The sequence below is a fragment of the Koromonas humicola genome, from assembly GCF_059726255.1.
The window spans coordinates 300393-316804 of the sequence record NZ_AP040873.1 but is presented as its reverse complement, the minus strand read 5'-3'; the positions used below and the strand labels follow the sequence as shown (position 1 = coordinate 316804).

The window sequence follows — 16412 nt, the reverse complement described above, 5'->3', positions numbered from 1 at the left end:
ATGTTCTTGCTATCATTCGTTTCCGTTGCCGTCCTTCCGGCTCATCGCCGGCCTTAGCACTGCCTTATTGTAGGTCTTCAAGAAATTCTCAACGCTGCGCACATACACTTCTGCAAAGTCCACCACGTACCGCTTCGTCTGGATGAGTTCTTTCGCCTCTTCCAGCGAATACCCTGTCGCGCAGAGCACTGCGAGCGCCATCATCGGAGCCCGGTGCACCCCTGCGGCGCAGTGTACGAATAACTTCGACTGAGGATCTTCCAGCGCATCCAGCGCAAACTCGACGCCTCGCTCGAAAACCTTGCGGTCTTTCGGCTGGAAATCATCGTCCACCGGATTCCAGAGGACCGCTACGCCCGCCCTTTCTCCCAGCGGCGTATCGTCAAACTCAATCTGCATGTCGATAACGTGCGTTACTCCGGCCTGCGCTACCTCGGCCATACGATCATCGCCCCAGATTCCACCGCCGACCGCGATCCGGTCGGTCACCCAAGTCATATCCATCAGTGCCCGCCAATCCATCAGTTCTTTGAGGTCGCCCAACACGTCGAGCCAGTGTGCCACATGCAAATCTGCATTCTTACGTCCGGTTGTGCCAGTACCTCTTATTGTTCTGATGCTTCCTGCGTGCTTACTTCTTCACCTTGAGCGGATTCTGGTGCCCCTAACCGTTCCAGAACGAGTTTTGCCCAGGGTTCGCCCTTCCCTTGACCATCAGCCAGGTCCTCGAACATGTGCTTCGCGCCGGTCATCTCCAGTAGAGTTTTGGCGTGGGTGCAACTGCCCTTCTTAGCCTTCTCCACCATGGTTTTAACAATCGCGGGCACCGATCCCTTGACTGTTTGTCGCGCGATCTCAAAAGGATCCTGCGCCTCGTTCTGATCCGGCACAGTTTTCTCTTCATCCTGCGGGCGCTTCACCCTGTGATTACTTCCTTTTCCGACCCCCGCGCCCTTTTTCGTTGCACTCTTTTTGGCTGCGCTCTTCTTTCCCTTTGTCTCAGACTTCTTCCTCTGTACCACTGCCGCCCCTCTCACTCCCTCTTATTTTCAGGATACCAAGCGGCACCCCCTCATCCCCTCACCTCGCCCCAGAACTAAATTCGCCTTCGTTTCAATAACTTACCCGGATTCTCGATCTTTTCTGCTCTTGACAGCAGAATCTTGCACCCGTCCAACGGCTCTGCCCCGCCCCTGATTTGCGCTCTCAAGCGCGCACAATCCCCTGCATTTGTGAAATCCTGTAGGTGATATGGCAAAAACGAATCGTGTAGCAATCGTCGGACTTGGCAACGTAGGCGCCAGCTTCGCCTACGCCCTCCTATTCCGCGGACTAGCATCTGAAATTGTTCTAATCGACGCTAATAAACCCAAGGCCGAAGGCGAGGCGATGGACCTCAATCACGCCATGCCTTTCACCCATGCAACGCGCATCACTGCCGGAGATTACTCCGAGTGCGCCGGAGCGGCTGTCACCGTGATCACCGCCGGAGCCGCGCAGAGACCCGGCGAAACGCGCCTCGACCTGGTCAAGCGCAATGCCAAGATTTTCGCGTCCATCGTTCCTGAAGTCGTAAAGCACAATCCTGACGGAATCATTCTCGTTGCCACGAATCCGGTCGACGTTCTCACCTATGTGGCTTGGAAGCTCAGCGGACTTCCCGCCCACCGCGTAATTGGATCCGGCACCATCCTCGACACCGCGCGTTTCCGCTATCTGCTCTCCCAGCACTTCGACGTCGATGCCCGCAGCGTTCACGGCTACATTATTGGCGAGCACGGAGATAGCGAAGTCCCCGTCTGGTCACTCGCAAACATAGCGGGCATGCGTCTGCCCGAATACACGCTGCACAATGCCGCCGAGTGTTCGCCGCAGCAGATGGACGAGATATTTACGCAGACGCGCGATGCCGCATATCACATCATCGAGCGCAAGGGGGCGACCTTCTACGCCATTGCCGCCGGACTGATGCGTATTACCGAAGCCATTCTGCGCGACCAGAGCACCGTGCTTTCCGTGTCGAGTCTCGTTCAGGGACTCTACGGGATTGAAGACGTATACCTCAGCCTACCTACGGTGTTGCACCGCGGTGGTGTCGAGCGCGTCATTCAGCTCGAACTCAGCCAGGACGAAGAAACCAAGCTGCGCAATTCCGCCCGCGTCCTCAAGGAAACAATCGCCGGACTCTCAGGCATCATCTAGCCCTGCGTACATGGACACACGCGGTGCCCCACATCTGCCGCAGTTAGCAGATGTGGGGTTCTTCTTTCAAATCTTAAGAAGCTACTTCCTCGGCATCGGAACCCACTCGTCGTCGCCATAGTTATCATCTGGCGTGTTGGCAAACTTCAGTAAACGTTCCAGCGCGTCCGCACCTGCGGCTCCCCTCTGCACGCTCACAATATTCCCCTTGCGATCTATCGCCACGTAGACCGGATACTCCTTAGCCTCAAACATTGCAGGCAGGTTCGTATCCTCGTTCAGCACGATCCGGCATGAGCGCGGATGCTCTTTCAGGTATTCGTGGACTTTCTTTTTTGACTCCGCCACGTTCACCGCGAGCACGACGACTCCCTTGTCGGCCCACGCTTTCTGCAAATCATCTACGATTGGCTGTTCCTTGCGACAGTAAGGACACCACGTCGTCCAGAACTGCAGCAGCACAATCTTGCCTTTCAGTGAGTTGTTGTCGAACACTTCCCCGCTCGTCGTTTTGGCTCGGAAGCGCGGTGCCGCTTCGCGCCCGCTCTGCGCCGCCACCCGAACCGATCCCAATACTGCGATGAGCACAAGCATGCCCATCGACCGCCGCAATATTCCCTGCATTTGCATGCCGAGCAATGTAGCAGGCGAGACCTCGCCAGAACAGAAAATTTTCGTTGATGTTTTGCCGGAAGGAATACTTCGAAGTTTTTACGCCACCTCTGCCCGTGTCAGACAGAGGTGGATTAATGTTCCGCTGTCTTGGCGACCAAACTAGTGCATCAATGCCCCAGACGTGGTCAGCACTATGCCTATCACTCCAAAGGCTATTCCTGTGACCCAATACCCCCTGCGCTTGGTCAGCAGGGTGATTGAGCAGATGACCAGTCCTACCTCAAGCATTGTCTCGCCGAGGTCATAGCGGTTAGCGCGATGCTCAAACAGCGTTACCTCCTGTTCGAGCTTCTTCGCCTCCTCCTGAACTTTCTCCTGTTCAGAATGCTGCTTCTCGATCGCTGCCTCGTTTTTCTTCAGCAGAGCTTCGCCCGCAGCGGCGTCCTTCAATGGAACTACCTTCAGCATCTCGTCTATCTGCTCCATCGTGTGGCGTCGAATATTCTTGGCCTGGTAGTACGACCACGTGTCCGTCGCCTTGTTCTGCAGCAGAACTTCCTCCGTGTGTGCGCGATGACTCAGCAGCGCCGCTACCGCCACCAGCACTGCCAAAATCGACATCGTCAAGCTGACCGGCGCCAGCGATGAATGTTCGCGGCCATGTTCCGCCGCTTCCCGCAATTCTTCCATCTCGTGTTCAGTACTCATAATTTCTCTTATTCTGTCATGCGTTCAAGAATCTATGGAAGCAGAGATGCTCTTTTCCATCCTCCGGACTCACGACTTCTTGGACTTGCCCTTGTTGTTGCCTTCCAACTCCTTCCGGGCTGCGTCCAACTCCTTTCGCTTCTCGGCACTCACCTCGGGATAGGACAGCTTCATCTCTTTCAGCGCATCGACAATTACCGATGAAACCACCAACCGCGCAAACCACTTGTTGTCTGCCGGAACTACGATCCACGGAGCCTCTGCCGTAGCCGTATGTCGAATCATCTGTTCATAGGCATCCTGGTACTCATCCCAGAACTCGCGTTCGCGCACATCGGCCGCGGAAAATTTCCAGTTCTTTTCCGGTTCCTCGAGCCGCGACAGGAATCGGCTCTTCTGCTCCTGCTTGCTAACGTTCAGGAAGAATTTTCGGATCGCCGTACCATTCCTGGCCGAATATCGTTCGAATGCGCAGATGTCCTCGTATCTTTCCTTCCAGATATCATCGTCTACGCATTGTTCTGGAATCCTCTCCGCCGCCAGCAGTTCCGGGTGCACCTTCACCACCAGCACTTCTTCGTAGTACGACCGGTTGAAGATTCCTATATGTCCTCGCGATGGCATACTCTTCGAGGTGCGCCAAAGGTACCCGTGATCCAGTTCTTCAGTTGAAGGCGACTTGAACGAATACACTTGGCATCCCTGCGGATTCACTCCGCTCATCACATGCTTAATCGTTCCGTCTTTGCCTGCGGCATCCATCGCCTGAAAAATCAGCAGTAGCGCCCAGCGGTCCTGCGCATAAAGCATGTCCTGCAACTCGGCCATCTCTTCCGTCGAGCGTTGCAGCAGTTCATTCGAGTCATCCTTGAAGTTGTCGGAGAGCCCTGCCGTATCTGACGGATCGAAATCGCTCAACCGAAATTTCTTTCCCCGATCAATTCTGTACCGCGTAGCCAGCGAATTCAGCCTTTTCTCTTGCTTCATCCAGCGATCCTCCGCGCTGCATTACCCGCGTTACAATTCACAAAGCCTGTTTCAACGGCGTCGAAACCAAAATGACCGAGCCCCGAAAAACCTTCTTTCAACGCGTCCCACTTCTCATGCCCATCATTGTTGCCATCGTGGCCATCTATGTTGGATGGATATTTTATTCTCGATGGAACGCCGCTCGCGAAGCGCAACATGCCGCTGCCGAGCGAGAACTTGAGCGCGCCCGCAAAGATGTTGAATTAAACGGCGGCAACCAACTGAAGATCACCGCCGTGTTCGCTTCTCCCGCCGTCCTTCACAAGGGAGAGACCGCCCAAATCTGCTATGGCGTGGTCAACGCGAAAAACGTGGCTTTCGAACCACCGATCGAAAACGTCTGGCCCTCCATGAACCGCTGCGTCGATGTCAGTCCCAAAAAGAGCACTACCTACACGCTCACGGCCGATGACGGCGCCGGACATTCGCAAAAAGCACAGATTTCGCTCGAAGTGAAGTAGCCGTGACGCCCCGATCAAGTCTCCTTGGACCTGATCGGGGCGATTAAGCGATCCGCGATCTTACGCTCTGCCTTCCCTGCGCAGGATCTCCTCCACCCTGCGCAGATCGTCCTCTGTGTCTACGCCCACGGTATCAAACGGCGTCTCCGCCGCGTAGATATCAACCCCGTGATCGAGGAACCGCAACTGCTCTAGACGTTCGCTGCGTTCGAGCTCCGATTCCGGCCACGTGCAGAATTGGTCCAACGCCCGCTTCGTGTACGCATAGAACCCCAGGTGCTTGAAGTACCGCACATCGCCCCTGCGATCACGATCAAACGGAACCGTCGCCCGCGAGAAATAAAGTGCACGCCCGTTCAGAGCCGTGACAATCTTCACCGCATTCGGATTCGCCACATCTTCCGCCACACAAGGTGTGTACACGGTGCCGACTTCCACTCCCGGCTTCATCGCCGAAAGCAGCGCATCCAAATGCTCCGGACGCGCCAGTGGCTCATCGCCCTGCACGTTTACATAGATGTCGGCTGCAACCGTCTGCGCCACTTCCCGGACGCGATCCGTACCACTTCGGCACTCCGCAGAAGTCATCCGCACGTTCCAGCCGTTCTTCTCGCACAGCGCGAAAATCTCGTCCGAATCCGTCGCGACGATCACGTCGCTGAGTTTCTTGCATGCGCGTGCTGCTTCATACACGCGCTGAATCATCGGCTTACCAAGAATTTCACGAAGCGGTTTCCTTGGCAGCCGGGTAGAGGCAATTCGAGAGGGAATAATAGCGACAGCTTGCATCGCAACAGTTTCAAGTCTCACCCACCTTCTTTTCAAGTACCCGCAACAAAAAGCGCGAGCCCTAAAGCTCGCGCCACCTACACTCAACTGTCATTTATCACCCACATCGGCCCTCTTTTAAGATACGTGGGTGTGCAATCGGGTGCCCCACCTTCGACGCGCGTTCTGTGCGCGGCTAAGGTGGGAGAGTAAACTTCACCTGCCAAACATCCCTTACCTCTGCTCCGCCTGTGGTTGTGGCTGAGGTTGCGGTGCGACCGGCTCTCTCGGATTAGAGGTCACCGGAGCACCCATAGCAGGCGCATTCTGATTTCCCTGCTCCGGAACTCTCCGCTGAGCATTGATGGATTCGCCATTCACCACCAGGTCCACCCGACGATTCATCTGCCGACCCTGTGGTGTAGCGTTCGTAGCGACCGGGTTCGATGGCCCCAATCCCTGCGCCGACACGTTATTCGCGCTCACTCCCTGTGAGATCAGGAAGTCCCGTACCGCTGCGGCGCGGCGTTCCGAAAGCTCCTGATTGTGTTCCATCGTCCCCGTTGAATCTGTATACCCCTCGATCTGCAGCTTCAGATCCGGGTACGCTTGGATGATCCCGGCCACCTTCGCCAACCGAACCTTTGCTCCCGGCTTCAGGGTCGAGCGATCCAGATCGAACAGCACATCGCTCATATTCACAATCAAGCCACGAGCCGTGTCGCGCGTTTGCAGCACCTGGTTCAACTGAGTCATAAGGCGCTGCCGAATCTGCTCCCGATCCTGCTCGGCTTGCTGAGCTCGTAGCGATTCCTGTTGAGCTCGCTGCTCCGCCGTCTGGGCCTGCGCGGCTAGAGCTTGCTGTTGAGCCAGTGCTGCCTGACGCGCTGCTTCGGCCTGTTGTTGAGCCTGCACTGCTTCAGCCTTGGCTTGCTCTGCGGCCTGACGTTCCTGCTGAGCTTGCAATGCGGCTTGCCGGGCGTCTTCCGCACGAGCCTGCTCTGTGTGTGCGCGCTCAGTAGCTTCTCTGGCCTGTTCTTCCACTGCCCTCTGGCGTGCCTGCGCTTCCGCATCAGCCTTCCGCCGGATAGTCAGAATGCGTGCATCTTCTGCAGCCTGTGCTGCTCCCCGTGCCACCGTGCCAATTGCCGAAGACGACTGCTTGCGGCGCATGTAATCTTCGCCACGGTTCAGGAAGTCTTCTGCTCGTGCCAGCGCATCCGGAGCGTACTGTTGAGCTCCCGTTGCTTTCGCAATCGCCACTGCATTTCGAGCCTCAAGCAATGTCAGCGGAGTCCGGTGGGCTTGCTGCGGTGTGAGGTTCGAAGCTGGGAGTTGATTGCTCGCCAGATCCACCGTGTATTCGCCCTTCTCGGTGGCTTCGTACTTGGCCGTAACTGGCTGCTCCCACCCCTTTGTGTCACGACGAAGTTCGTTTTCCAGCACCGTCATGTTGCTCGGCCGTGTCACTGCGAAGTACGGCTCGGCTGTCACGATCATGCCGAATGCCTGCAGATTTGCAGTCACGCGAATACGCACTTCGTGCTTGTCGTTTGGCACTACCTCACCCAGGTTCACCGGACGCCCTTCAGGCGTAATCGCCCAAAGAACATAAGTCAGATACTCGGGCCCGTAGTAGTTTGGGTTCCGCACGTTCTTGAACTCTGCATCAATCTCGAGCCGTCCTGCCTTGCTCTCGACTTTTGCCTCGCCGGCACCGTCCGGCATCAAACTCGTTCCCCTGAAATCGATTCTTGTCGAATTGCGATGACGATAGTTCACTGCCGGAACCGAGCGGGCCACTACGTTCACTCGATACACGGGAGTTTTCTCCATCGGCGTAACGTTCTGTTGAACGTCTTGCGCCGCCGCCATCATGGTGCAAATCGAAAGACCAGCAAGGATCCAAAACCCGCGCATAGATCTCTCCTGCTTCCATCTATAGATATCTATCTTGTTCGCACCTAGAGAGATGAGACTTTCAGTGACGATGTTGCCACTGTGGCGGGCGATTGCCCGCAATCGCATGAGTAAATCTTATGATTCAGGATTAGATTTTCTACTTTCAGCCACTCGCTAATTGGTTTTCTGCATCTATCTACGAGTGCCAATGTGAGTTGAGCTGCCTTGTTGATTTGCCTCAGTAGTAAGGCTCAGCATCTCGACTGCACTCTACACTTCAGGTCGCTCCAGGATGTAATGAGCACACTTCCACAGACAAAGCCCGCCATTAGCGGCAAGAAACTCTTCGGCCCGTTCGTCGCACTGGTAGTCCTTTCATCGCTGCTCCCATTTCTGCTCTGGCCGTCGTTGCTCACGCGTGCTGTCTCTTCCGACTTTCTGCCTCATCGTTTCTGCTACCTGAATACGCCCGATCTCATTTGCGCCAATGTCGCGTCGGACGTTGCAATAGGGCTGGCATACATCGCAATCTCTGCAACTCTCGCCTACCTTGTCAACCGTGCTCGAGGTGACATCCCATTCTCCTGGATGTTCCTGGCATTCGGCCTTTTCATCGTGGCCTGCGGCTTAACCCACCTGATGGAGGTCGTCACTATCTGGCGGCCCTTGTATTGGCTCGCCGCCGACATCAAGATCGTCACGGCAATCGCCTCGCTCGTTACTGCTTTCTCTCTCCCTAGCTTGGTTCCAAAGGCAATGGCTCTGGCCGGTGCTGCCCGCCAGCAGAATGCCGTTCGCCAGGAATTAGAACAGGCCAATGCTGGGCTGCTTCGCATCGAGAAGATCAGCTCCGAGCTCGCAGGCCGCATGGCAACCGGAATGGTTTTCTGGGATCGCGATCTGCTCAACTCCGCCATCAAGTGGTCCGGCAATGCCGAAGCTGTGTACGGTCTGCGCCACGAGGACATGCATCTCCTCGACTCCAGCGGGGTGATGCAATTGGTACATTCCGAAGACCGAGCCCATCTCACCCAGGTCATTGATGGCGCTATTCGCGAGCACACTGACTACGACGCGGAGTTCCGAATCGTCACTCCGAACGGTAAAACGCGATGGCTGATGAGCCGCGGATCGCCCATCTATGACCAGTCCGGAAGGGCTGTTCGCATGGTTGGCGTCAATATGGATGTAACCACTCGTCGACTCGCCGAGGAAGCTATGCGGCGTTCCGAAAAGCTGGCCATCACCGGACGCATGGCTGCCACGATTGCTCACGAGATCAACAACCCGCTGTCGTCTGTGATGAACCTCAACTACATCCTCGCCCACACCCCGAGCTTGAGTCCCGATCTGCAGGAACTCGCCAACCTCAGCGTCCGCGAACTCGAGCGCATTGGCCACATCGTGCAAAGCACACTTGCATTTCACCGCGGCAGTTCCGAGGCCGTTAATCTCGAACTCTATCAGATCATCGAAAGCGCTATCGCGATCTACAAAACCCAATTATCAAGGCGCAATATCGGAATCGAACTCGTCTGCAACACCCCGGTGCACATTGTTGGCATTGCAAGCGATCTGCGTCAGGTTTTTGCAAATCTCGTCAGCAATTCCTGCGACGCACTAACCTCCGGAGGCAGGATATGTATCCGCGTCGCACAAATAGGCAAATCTGTGCGCATTGACTTCATTGATAACGGCCCCGGGATAGACCACGCCAACATGGAGCGTATCTTCGAACCGTTTTTCACAACCAAAGGGGAGCGCGGCACCGGACTCGGCCTCTGGGTAACATCCGGCATCGTGCAGAAACACAATGGCAGCATTCACGTACGCAGTCGCTGCGGACAGTTCCACGGCACAAGATTCACCATATCGCTTCCAGCCGATGAGGCCGCCTCTTCATCACCTTACCCAGCCGCCGCCTGATTAGCTCAATCCAATGGAACCATCCCGCTCCCCAGCGCATCTGATTACTGGCCCCGCTATTCGTATCCAAAGGGGTGGAGGTTTCCTTTGGCTTCCATAACTCCCGGCACAATTCCACTTCATTCTGGCACCTCTCTTCTTGAACGTTTCAACCAGGTTCGCGCTACCACGCTCCGCCTCGCCGAACCGCTCTCAGAAGAAGATGCCATGGTGCAGTCCATGCCCGACGCGAGTCCTGCGAAGTGGCACATGGCGCACACCACGTGGTTTTTCGAAACCTTCATCCTCTCCGAACAACTCAGCGGCTACCGCATCTTCAACCCCGAATATCGCATTCTCTTCAATTCGTATTACAAGGCGCTCGGAGGCCATCCCCTACGCTCGCAGCGCGGAACATTTTCTCGTCCATCGTTCCGCAATGTCCTGCAATATCGCGATCACGTCGACGAAGCTATGCAGCGCCTAATGTCGCGTGAGTTTTCGCCGCAACTAGCCGCATTCATCGAGCTCGGGATGAATCACGAGCAGCAGCATCAGGAACTGCTGCTCACCGACATCTTGCACGCCTTTTGGACGCAGCCTCTGCGGCCCGCCTACTCACCCGCGCCTGCCGACGACACCATCATCCCGTTTCCTTCGGCCTCTGCCAGCAATGCGACACCCTTGCGCTGGATCTCGCATCCCGGCGGCACGTATGAGTTCGGAGCTTCCGACGATTACTTCGCTTTCGATAACGAACGTCCGCGTTTCAAGGCTTATCTAGCGCCGTACCGCCTCGCTTCGCGCCTTGCCACCAACGCCGAGTATCTCGATTTCATCAAGGATCGCGGCTACCAGCGCGCGGAGCTTTGGCTTTCAGATGGATGGGACACCGTGAATCGTGAAGGCTGGCATGCGCCGTTCTATTGGGATCAGAAGGATGATCAATGGTTTGAGTTTGGTCTTCGCGGCATGAATCCTCTGAATCTCGCTGCGCCCGTTAAGCACCTCAGTTTCTACGAAGCCGATGCTTTCGCCCGCTGGGCACATGCGCGCCTTCCACTCGAAACCGAATGGGAGCAAGCTGCGCGTGATCGCAAGATCGCAGGAAACCTGCTCGACGAATTCGCTCTCGACGTTCGTCCCGCGCAATCCGACTCGCCAATTGAGGAGGAGCAACTGTATGGCGATATCTGGGAATGGACCGGCTCCGCGTATCTCGCCTATCCCGGCTTCCGCCCCGCCGCAGGTGCCGTAGGCGAATACAACGGAAAGTTCATGTGTAACCAGTTTGTCCTTCGTGGAGGATCGTTTGCGACTTCCGCCTCACACATTCGTGCAACCTATCGCAACTTTTTCCCGCCCCATGCACGCTGGCAATTTATGGGAGTGAGGCTCGCCAACGATGAGCGTTAATCCATCCGTACTTTCAATTGACGGGAATGCGCGTGATGTGCTGCACGGGCTTACGGCGCGTCCCAAGCGACTTCCACCGAAGCTCTTCTATGACGCGACTGGCTCCGAGCTTTTCGAGCAGATCACCGAACAGCCTGAGTACTATCTCACTGCGACTGAGCAAGCCATCTTCGAACAGCACGCCGCCGACATGGTGCGAGCCGCCGGAGGTGCATCCACCATCATCGAACTGGGTGCGGGAACGGCGAAGAAGACAATGCTCGTCCTCCGCGCCGCACTCGAACAGCACCACTCGGTTACATTCATACCTGTCGATGTATCTGAATTCGCTCTCGAAGTGGCGCACGCTCGCGTTCACTCTGAACTTCCACAGATCTCCGTGCATCCACTCGTGCTCGACTACACCCAGCACACGTCGGCTCTCGCGCAGATTCCGGGACGTAAGCTTGTCCTCTACATCGGCTCCAGCATTGGCAACTTCGAGCCGATGGCGGCTTGCGCCCTTTTGCGACGTTTGCGTTCTTCGCTCTTACCCGGAGACTCGATACTCCTCGGCACCGACATGCGCAAGCCTGTCGACATTCTGCTTCGTGCCTATGACGATCCGGCTGGAGTCACGGCAAAATTCAACTTGAACGTTCTTGCGCGCATCAACCGCGAATTCGATGCTGACTTCGACCTCAGCCGATTCGCGCATCGCATCGCGTGGAACGAACATGACTCGCGCATCGAAATGCATCTCGAAAGCCTCTGTGCTCAGCGGGTCAACATCAACGCTCTCGACCTCGTCATCCCTTTCGAGACCGGAGAATCCATCCACACCGAAAACAGCTACAAATTCACCTTGCCGATGATTGAATCGCTTGCCAGGAATGGCGGCTTCCAAATCGAGCGATTCTGGTGCGACGACCGTGATTGGTTCACACTCAGCCTCTTCCGCGTGCGCTGATCCTCGCTTAACGTCAAAATCCCACCCTTGAACTAAGAGTGGGATTTTATTTGCTGCAGCTCCTACCTGCTCTGCTTCGCATTGGAGGGGTCTGTAATCCTGAGCCGCAGGCGAAGGATCCCCGCCAGCGCGTCAATCTTCGCGCCGTCCCAGCTCACTAACCGCCAATCCGCCAAGTCCGGCAAATAAGCGTCCAGCGCCCGCGACTTACTGCCGTGTCCTCCAAAGAATCTTTCTCATCATTCCGAGCCACACTTCCGCGTCACCCTTTTCGATAGTTGCTCGCCTCACCAGCCGGCGCAGTTTCTCCAGCGCCGCATCCTGCCCTGCCTCGCCCATGTACCCGCTGTTTCGCAGGCTTTCGAACAGCAACTGCGTCAGGCGCTCAACATCCGCGGCCTCTGCCGCGGCCGGAATGCCTCGTCGTGACGCCTTGCCAGCACCGCGCGCTAACTCATACGCGCACACCGCCACCGCCTGCCCCAAATTCATCGATATATGTTGATCTCTGGTTGGGATTCGCATCAGCCAATGGCAGTAGCTCAACTCGTCATTCGACAGTCCAGTCTTTTCGGAACCAAACAACAGCGCAACCGGAGCAGTCGCCAACTGTTGCTTCATCAGCTCTGCACCGTGCTCCAGAATCTGCACCGGATGCTGCAATTCTCTTGCGCCCACCGCCGTCGTGCCGACTACCAAACTGCAGTCCGCAACGGCCTCAGACACCGACGCGTACACCTGCGAATTCTGCAACACATCCGACGCGGGTCCCACAGCCGAGCGTGCTTCGTGATACGACGGCTCCCATGGGGAAACAAGCCGCATGTGTGTAAACCCAAAATTGCTCATCGCCCTCGCCGCCGCCCCGATGTTCAGCGGGTTTCGCGGACGCACCAGCACTATGCGCAGTTGCTCGAACCACGGTTGCACGACCAATGAACCAACAGGTGTATGCAGAAGTCCCTCACGCTTGCAGTAGCAAAAGACGATTGTAGCCCGATGCGCGGCACAAATAGAAAGACCCTCGTCCTGTTCGGATGAGGGCCTGTTTGCTTACGCGCGATCTATTACTTCGTGACCGCCGGTGCCGAATACTCCGGCAGCTTGTCTTTGTTCGATGTCTGGCGCTTCACTTCCAGATCATCAAATAGTACTGATGGAGCCACGACACTGTGCGGAATTGGCATGGCTTCGTTGTCGACATATTCGTCGTTCCCCGCCGCGATGATCCCGCTGCGCATCGAGCGCTGGTCGAGATCGCCGAACACCCCGCCGCGCACCAGTTCCTCATGTCCATCGTTGGCCCACACGCGATACAGCACGCGCGGATTGCGAGGCCCTCCCATGGTCTCAACAAAGTAGCCGTACTCAAGACCGCGATCCTTGCACATAGCGATCAGCTTCGCTTTTAGTTCTTCCGGCGTCACGGCATTCTCTGCTTTCACCACGAGGTTGCCCACTGCTGGTGATGGCCAACTCAATGGAAGGTAAGCACGCCCGTGTCCGTTCGAAGTTGGGAAATCGCGGATTGGTTCGCGTCCCATCAGATAGCTCACCAGCACGCCTTTATCTACCAGCGACACCGGTTTCGCCTTCACGCCTTCATCGTCCACATCGTAGTGACCGAGTAGCGCCTTGCCCTTCATCGTGGCGAGCGTTGGGTCGTCCACTACTGTCAGAAACTCCGGCAGCACGCGGGTCTTGTAGCTGCTTGCGAACTGTCCGCGAACACGCGCATTCTGTCCCAACTCAGGCTTGATGCCGCGCAGGTTCTCGCCCATCAAGGATTCAAACACGGTCGAGGCCGAGTCTGCGGAAACCAACACCGGGCCGTGATAATCCTCGTCAGCCAGCGGAGCTTCTCGCAGTTTGCTCAACGCCTCAAGCAGCTTCAGCGTGCGCTTCTGAACCACGTCCGCGGACGGCAAGTCGTGCAAAGACGTGGCGGTGAAGCCCGTTGCGCGATCCAGGCGCATGCCATCCTCAGCCTGCGTCGTTCCGCTGATCGACATGTGATATAGCTCTTCTCCGCTTCGCACCACGGTGCCTTCGGAGTTCACGTAATACCGGTTCACAGCCCTAAAGTTCGCAGTCGAACCGAGGAACTGCAACTTCGGATCTTTCGTGTAAAGCCCTGTGGCTTCCCTCAACATCTTCAGCCACGGTTCGCGTTCGAACTTCAATTCCACCGTCGGCCCAATCGACTGCACGGGTTCCGCATGTGCAAAGTCATCCACTGGATGATCGATGGTCAATTGTTTCAGTCGCGCCTGCTTGTCCGTCAGAGCTTCGACAGCCTGCTTGTAAGCCTTGTCCGTCGCGCTCCACACCTGGAAACGGAACGCCTGCGAGTCGCTATCGAGCGGCACTACTTCCATGGTGCCTTCGCCTCTGGCGCTCGAATTGTCCTGTTTGTAATCGCCGAGTCTTACTTGCACCAGCAGGAATCGCACTCGCCCCCGAGACTCCACACGCACACCGCCCAATGCAACGTCGGCCTCCCACTGATCGATGTCCACCACGCGGTAGTCAATGAAGTACGGCGTGGACATATTCTCCAAGCGGAGCTGCGTTTTCGAGCGCTCCATCTCCGTTTGCAGATCACGCAGGATCGGGTCTTCCGTCTGTGTGCTCTTTGCGTCCGTCCCAAACATCATGGCTGCGCAAAGAATCGTTGACGCCAGGAGCATCCATCTTGTTGTTAGCTTCTTCATTAGTGCTGCCCCCCGGTGTGTACTTGCGTCTTGACTTCCTGCTGCTGCTCAAAGCCCGGCGGCGGCAGGATGGGCAGACGTTCTTTCGAGTGCGCCCGCTTCTGCACTTCGATTTCAGAGAACAAGATTGCCGGTGCCGCGGCCGATACAGCAACTCCACCCGACTCTGCACCGCAAACGCCGTTGAACACCGCTGATTTATCGCCGGTGACCACAATGCGCGTCATCGCCGCGAGTGGCGTGCCAACTATATCCACTCCGCGCACCAACTCATCAGGACGCCCATCGGCGTACACTCGCCACACCATCACTGGCAGCACCTGGAAAGCCTGTGGCGCTGAACGCTGCGTCAGCGTGAATCCACCCTGAATGTCTTCGAAGTACAGTCCGTAAGGCTTGCCCTGCTTTTTCACTTCGTCCAGCAACTTCTGCCGAAGTTCCGAATCGTTCACCGCGTGCGTCGATGTCACGATCAGGTTTCCCTGACGTCCCACCGGCATGTATCCAGCTTGCGCACGTCCGTGACCGTTGGAGCGATCAAATCCGTCGATTGGCATACGCGACAACAGGAAGTTCCGCAGAATGCCGTTCTTGATAACCTCAACCTTTGCTGCCGGAACACCCTCATCGTCATACTCATACCAACCCGCCAACCGCGTGCCATTCAAGCTGCGCTGTGTGGGGTCATCCGCCACCGAAAGAAATTCCGGAAGCACGGCTTGGTTCAGTTTCTTCGTGAAAGTCTGACCTTCTTCGTCGCCGCGCTGCCTTTGGCCTTCCAGCCTGTGTCCCAGTACTTCATGGAAGAACACGCCCGACGCGCGCCCCGAGAGCAATGCAGGTCCATCGTATGGCTCGGCTACCGGAGCTTCGCGCAGCGCCTTCAGGTCCTTCGCCATCTGCTCAACCTTGGCGTCGATCTCTTCTGCCGAGGGAAGCTTACTCAGCGAATCGGCCTGGAATGTCTCAACTCGCATCAACTCCATGCCATCATCGGCGCGAGTCTCCGCCTGAATCACGACACGCAGCACCGTCTCCGGCGTTACGACCTTTCCGCCTTCGCTTGAAACGAAGCGTCGCAACTTCTTCTCACCCGTAACCAGCACGCCCGACGAATAAATGTAGGGATACTTTTTGAATGCCGCCGAGAAGCGCCGCACGAACGCATCCATTTCCTTCTGCTCCGGCGCGGGCGCTACTTCCTTGTATTCTTCGTGGACCTGTGCGGGTTCCTTGCTGAAGTCGGCCGAAAGATCGTCTTCCTTAGCCTTCACCTGTGACTTGGTCTGCACATTCAGAAATGCCGAAGAGGCCTTGCGATATTCGCTGTAAGTCAATCGCCACAACCCGTGCTCAATCGCATTTGCATCATCATCCACAGGCAGTGTGTCGCTGTGAATTGCTGATGGGCGCGACTCGCCGTGTGCATTGTCGAGGCTCGGTGTGCCAACTCGCATAATGACATCAGCCGTGCGCTTCCGCCCGGCTGTGCTCGTCACGAGAGTGCCGTTAATTCCGACAGACATCGCGACCTGCTGGTCATATACCGTGTAGCTGATGTAATAAGGAGAAGGCGATAGCTTCCCCAGCTCGGTGTTGGCGCGCTGCAGTTCCCGTCCCATGCTGACGAGAACAACATCTTGCTTTCCCGCGGGTAAAGACGACGCCCAAGCCTGTGGACCGCCACACATTATTGCGACAAGTCCTGCCAGGCAACAGGCGCGAATGAGTTTTTTCATTTCA

The 16412-nt window shown here is 56.5% G+C and carries 15 protein-coding genes; 5 read left to right on the top strand and 10 right to left on the bottom strand.

From position 1 onward, the window contains the following. Positions 1 to 12 precede the first annotated feature (12 nt). Entirely contained in the window at positions 13 to 564 is a 552-nt protein-coding gene (locus AC6IZD_RS01350; protein ID WP_497785882.1) for a dual specificity protein phosphatase family protein, read from the bottom strand. Positions 565 to 605: 41 nt separating this feature from the next. Then, positions 606 to 920, bottom strand: coding sequence for a hypothetical protein (locus AC6IZD_RS01345; RefSeq protein ID WP_497785881.1), 315 nt, complete (start codon positions 918 to 920; stop codon positions 606 to 608). Between the two features lie 331 nt (positions 921 to 1251). Here AC6IZD_RS01345 and AC6IZD_RS01340 point away from each other — a divergent pair, with 331 nt between their 5' ends. Continuing rightward, positions 1252 to 2202 carry an L-lactate dehydrogenase gene (locus AC6IZD_RS01340; RefSeq protein ID WP_497785880.1) on the top strand — a complete coding sequence of 317 codons (951 nt, stop codon included), beginning with the start codon at positions 1252 to 1254 and terminating at the stop codon, positions 2200 to 2202. Positions 2203 to 2283: 81 nt separating this feature from the next. On the opposite strand, the gene AC6IZD_RS01335 is transcribed toward AC6IZD_RS01340, so the two are convergent. The 3 genes from AC6IZD_RS01335 to AC6IZD_RS01325 all read right to left on the bottom strand — a co-directional run bounded on the left by AC6IZD_RS01335 (position 2284) and on the right by AC6IZD_RS01325 (position 4512). Then, positions 2284 to 2802, bottom strand: coding sequence for a TlpA family protein disulfide reductase (locus AC6IZD_RS01335; RefSeq protein ID WP_497785879.1), 519 nt, complete (start codon positions 2800 to 2802; stop codon positions 2284 to 2286). A 174-nt stretch (positions 2803 to 2976) separates the two neighbouring features. Then, complete coding sequence (locus AC6IZD_RS01330) at positions 2977 to 3525, bottom strand: DUF4337 domain-containing protein (RefSeq protein WP_497785878.1); 549 nt, start codon at positions 3523 to 3525, stop codon at positions 2977 to 2979. 69 nt (positions 3526 to 3594) lie between these two features. Then, positions 3595 to 4512, bottom strand: a complete 918-nt coding sequence (locus AC6IZD_RS01325) for a polyphosphate kinase 2 family protein (RefSeq protein WP_497785877.1) — start codon at positions 4510 to 4512, stop codon at positions 3595 to 3597. Positions 4513 to 4583: 71 nt separating this feature from the next. Here AC6IZD_RS01325 and AC6IZD_RS01320 point away from each other — a divergent pair, with 71 nt between their 5' ends. Beyond that, positions 4584 to 5015 carry a hypothetical protein gene (locus AC6IZD_RS01320; RefSeq protein WP_497785876.1) on the top strand — a complete coding sequence of 144 codons (432 nt, stop codon included), beginning with the start codon at positions 4584 to 4586 and terminating at the stop codon, positions 5013 to 5015. A gap of 60 nt (positions 5016 to 5075) precedes the next feature. Here the strand turns inward: AC6IZD_RS01320 and kdsB are convergent, their stop codons facing one another. Beyond that, on the bottom strand, positions 5076 to 5804 hold the full coding sequence (gene kdsB, locus AC6IZD_RS01315) for a 3-deoxy-manno-octulosonate cytidylyltransferase (protein ID WP_497787547.1): 729 nt from the start codon (positions 5802 to 5804) through the stop codon (positions 5076 to 5078). A gap of 213 nt (positions 5805 to 6017) precedes the next feature. Beyond that, a complete protein-coding gene (locus AC6IZD_RS01310) occupies positions 6018 to 7703 on the bottom strand; it encodes an OmpA family protein (RefSeq protein WP_497785875.1) in 1686 nt (561 codons plus the stop codon). A gap of 279 nt (positions 7704 to 7982) precedes the next feature. Here AC6IZD_RS01310 and AC6IZD_RS01305 point away from each other — a divergent pair, with 279 nt between their 5' ends. The 3 genes from AC6IZD_RS01305 (at position 7983) to egtD (ending at position 11955) form a co-directional block, all read left to right on the top strand. Continuing rightward, a complete protein-coding gene (locus AC6IZD_RS01305) occupies positions 7983 to 9611 on the top strand; it encodes a two-component system sensor histidine kinase NtrB (protein ID WP_497785874.1) in 1629 nt (542 codons plus the stop codon). 87 nt (positions 9612 to 9698) lie between these two features. Next, complete coding sequence (gene egtB / locus AC6IZD_RS01300) at positions 9699 to 11006, top strand: ergothioneine biosynthesis protein EgtB (RefSeq protein WP_497785873.1); 1308 nt, start codon at positions 9699 to 9701, stop codon at positions 11004 to 11006. Beyond that, positions 10996 to 11955 carry an L-histidine N(alpha)-methyltransferase gene (egtD, locus tag AC6IZD_RS01295; RefSeq protein WP_497785872.1) on the top strand — a complete coding sequence of 320 codons (960 nt, stop codon included), beginning with the start codon at positions 10996 to 10998 and terminating at the stop codon, positions 11953 to 11955. The genes egtB and egtD overlap by 11 nt, the downstream gene beginning before the upstream one ends. A gap of 207 nt (positions 11956 to 12162) precedes the next feature. On the opposite strand, the gene AC6IZD_RS01290 is transcribed toward egtD, so the two are convergent. The 3 genes from AC6IZD_RS01290 to AC6IZD_RS01280 form a co-directional block, all read right to left on the bottom strand. Then, on the bottom strand, positions 12163 to 12885 hold the full coding sequence (locus AC6IZD_RS01290; RefSeq protein WP_497785871.1) for an RNA methyltransferase: 723 nt from the start codon (positions 12883 to 12885) through the stop codon (positions 12163 to 12165). Positions 12886 to 13022: 137 nt separating this feature from the next. After that, on the bottom strand, positions 13023 to 14669 hold the full coding sequence (locus tag AC6IZD_RS01285; protein ID WP_497785870.1) for a metallopeptidase TldD-related protein: 1647 nt from the start codon (positions 14667 to 14669) through the stop codon (positions 13023 to 13025). Beyond that, positions 14669 to 16408 (bottom strand): TldD/PmbA family protein, encoded by a 1740-nt coding sequence (locus AC6IZD_RS01280; RefSeq protein ID WP_497785869.1) that lies wholly within the window; start codon positions 16406 to 16408, stop codon positions 14669 to 14671. Before AC6IZD_RS01280 ends, AC6IZD_RS01285 begins: the two co-directional genes overlap by 1 nt. Positions 16409 to 16412 lie beyond the last annotated feature (4 nt).

Bases quoted from the DNA above. Each gene is read 5' to 3' on its own strand.
- AC6IZD_RS01340 (WP_497785880.1), top strand. From the start codon at position 1,252: ATGGCAAAAACGAATCGTGTAGCAATCGTCGGACTTGGCAACGTAGGC.
- AC6IZD_RS01335 (WP_497785879.1), bottom strand. From the start codon at position 2,802: ATGGGCATGCTTGTGCTCATCGCAGTATTGGGATCGGTTCGGGTGGCG.
- AC6IZD_RS01330 (WP_497785878.1), bottom strand. From the start codon at position 3,525: ATGAGTACTGAACACGAGATGGAAGAATTGCGGGAAGCGGCGGAACAT.
- AC6IZD_RS01325 (WP_497785877.1), bottom strand. From the start codon at position 4,512: ATGAAGCAAGAGAAAAGGCTGAATTCGCTGGCTACGCGGTACAGAATT.
- AC6IZD_RS01320 (WP_497785876.1), top strand. From the start codon at position 4,584: ATGACCGAGCCCCGAAAAACCTTCTTTCAACGCGTCCCACTTCTCATG.
- kdsB (WP_497787547.1), bottom strand. From the start codon at position 5,804: ATGCAAGCTGTCGCTATTATTCCCTCTCGAATTGCCTCTACCCGGCTG.
- AC6IZD_RS01310 (WP_497785875.1), bottom strand. From the start codon at position 7,703: ATGCGCGGGTTTTGGATCCTTGCTGGTCTTTCGATTTGCACCATGATG.
- AC6IZD_RS01305 (WP_497785874.1), top strand. From the start codon at position 7,983: ATGAGCACACTTCCACAGACAAAGCCCGCCATTAGCGGCAAGAAACTC.
- egtD (WP_497785872.1), top strand. From the start codon at position 10,996: ATGAGCGTTAATCCATCCGTACTTTCAATTGACGGGAATGCGCGTGAT.
- AC6IZD_RS01285 (WP_497785870.1), bottom strand. From the start codon at position 14,669: ATGAAGAAGCTAACAACAAGATGGATGCTCCTGGCGTCAACGATTCTT.
- AC6IZD_RS01280 (WP_497785869.1), bottom strand. From the start codon at position 16,408: ATGAAAAAACTCATTCGCGCCTGTTGCCTGGCAGGACTTGTCGCAATA.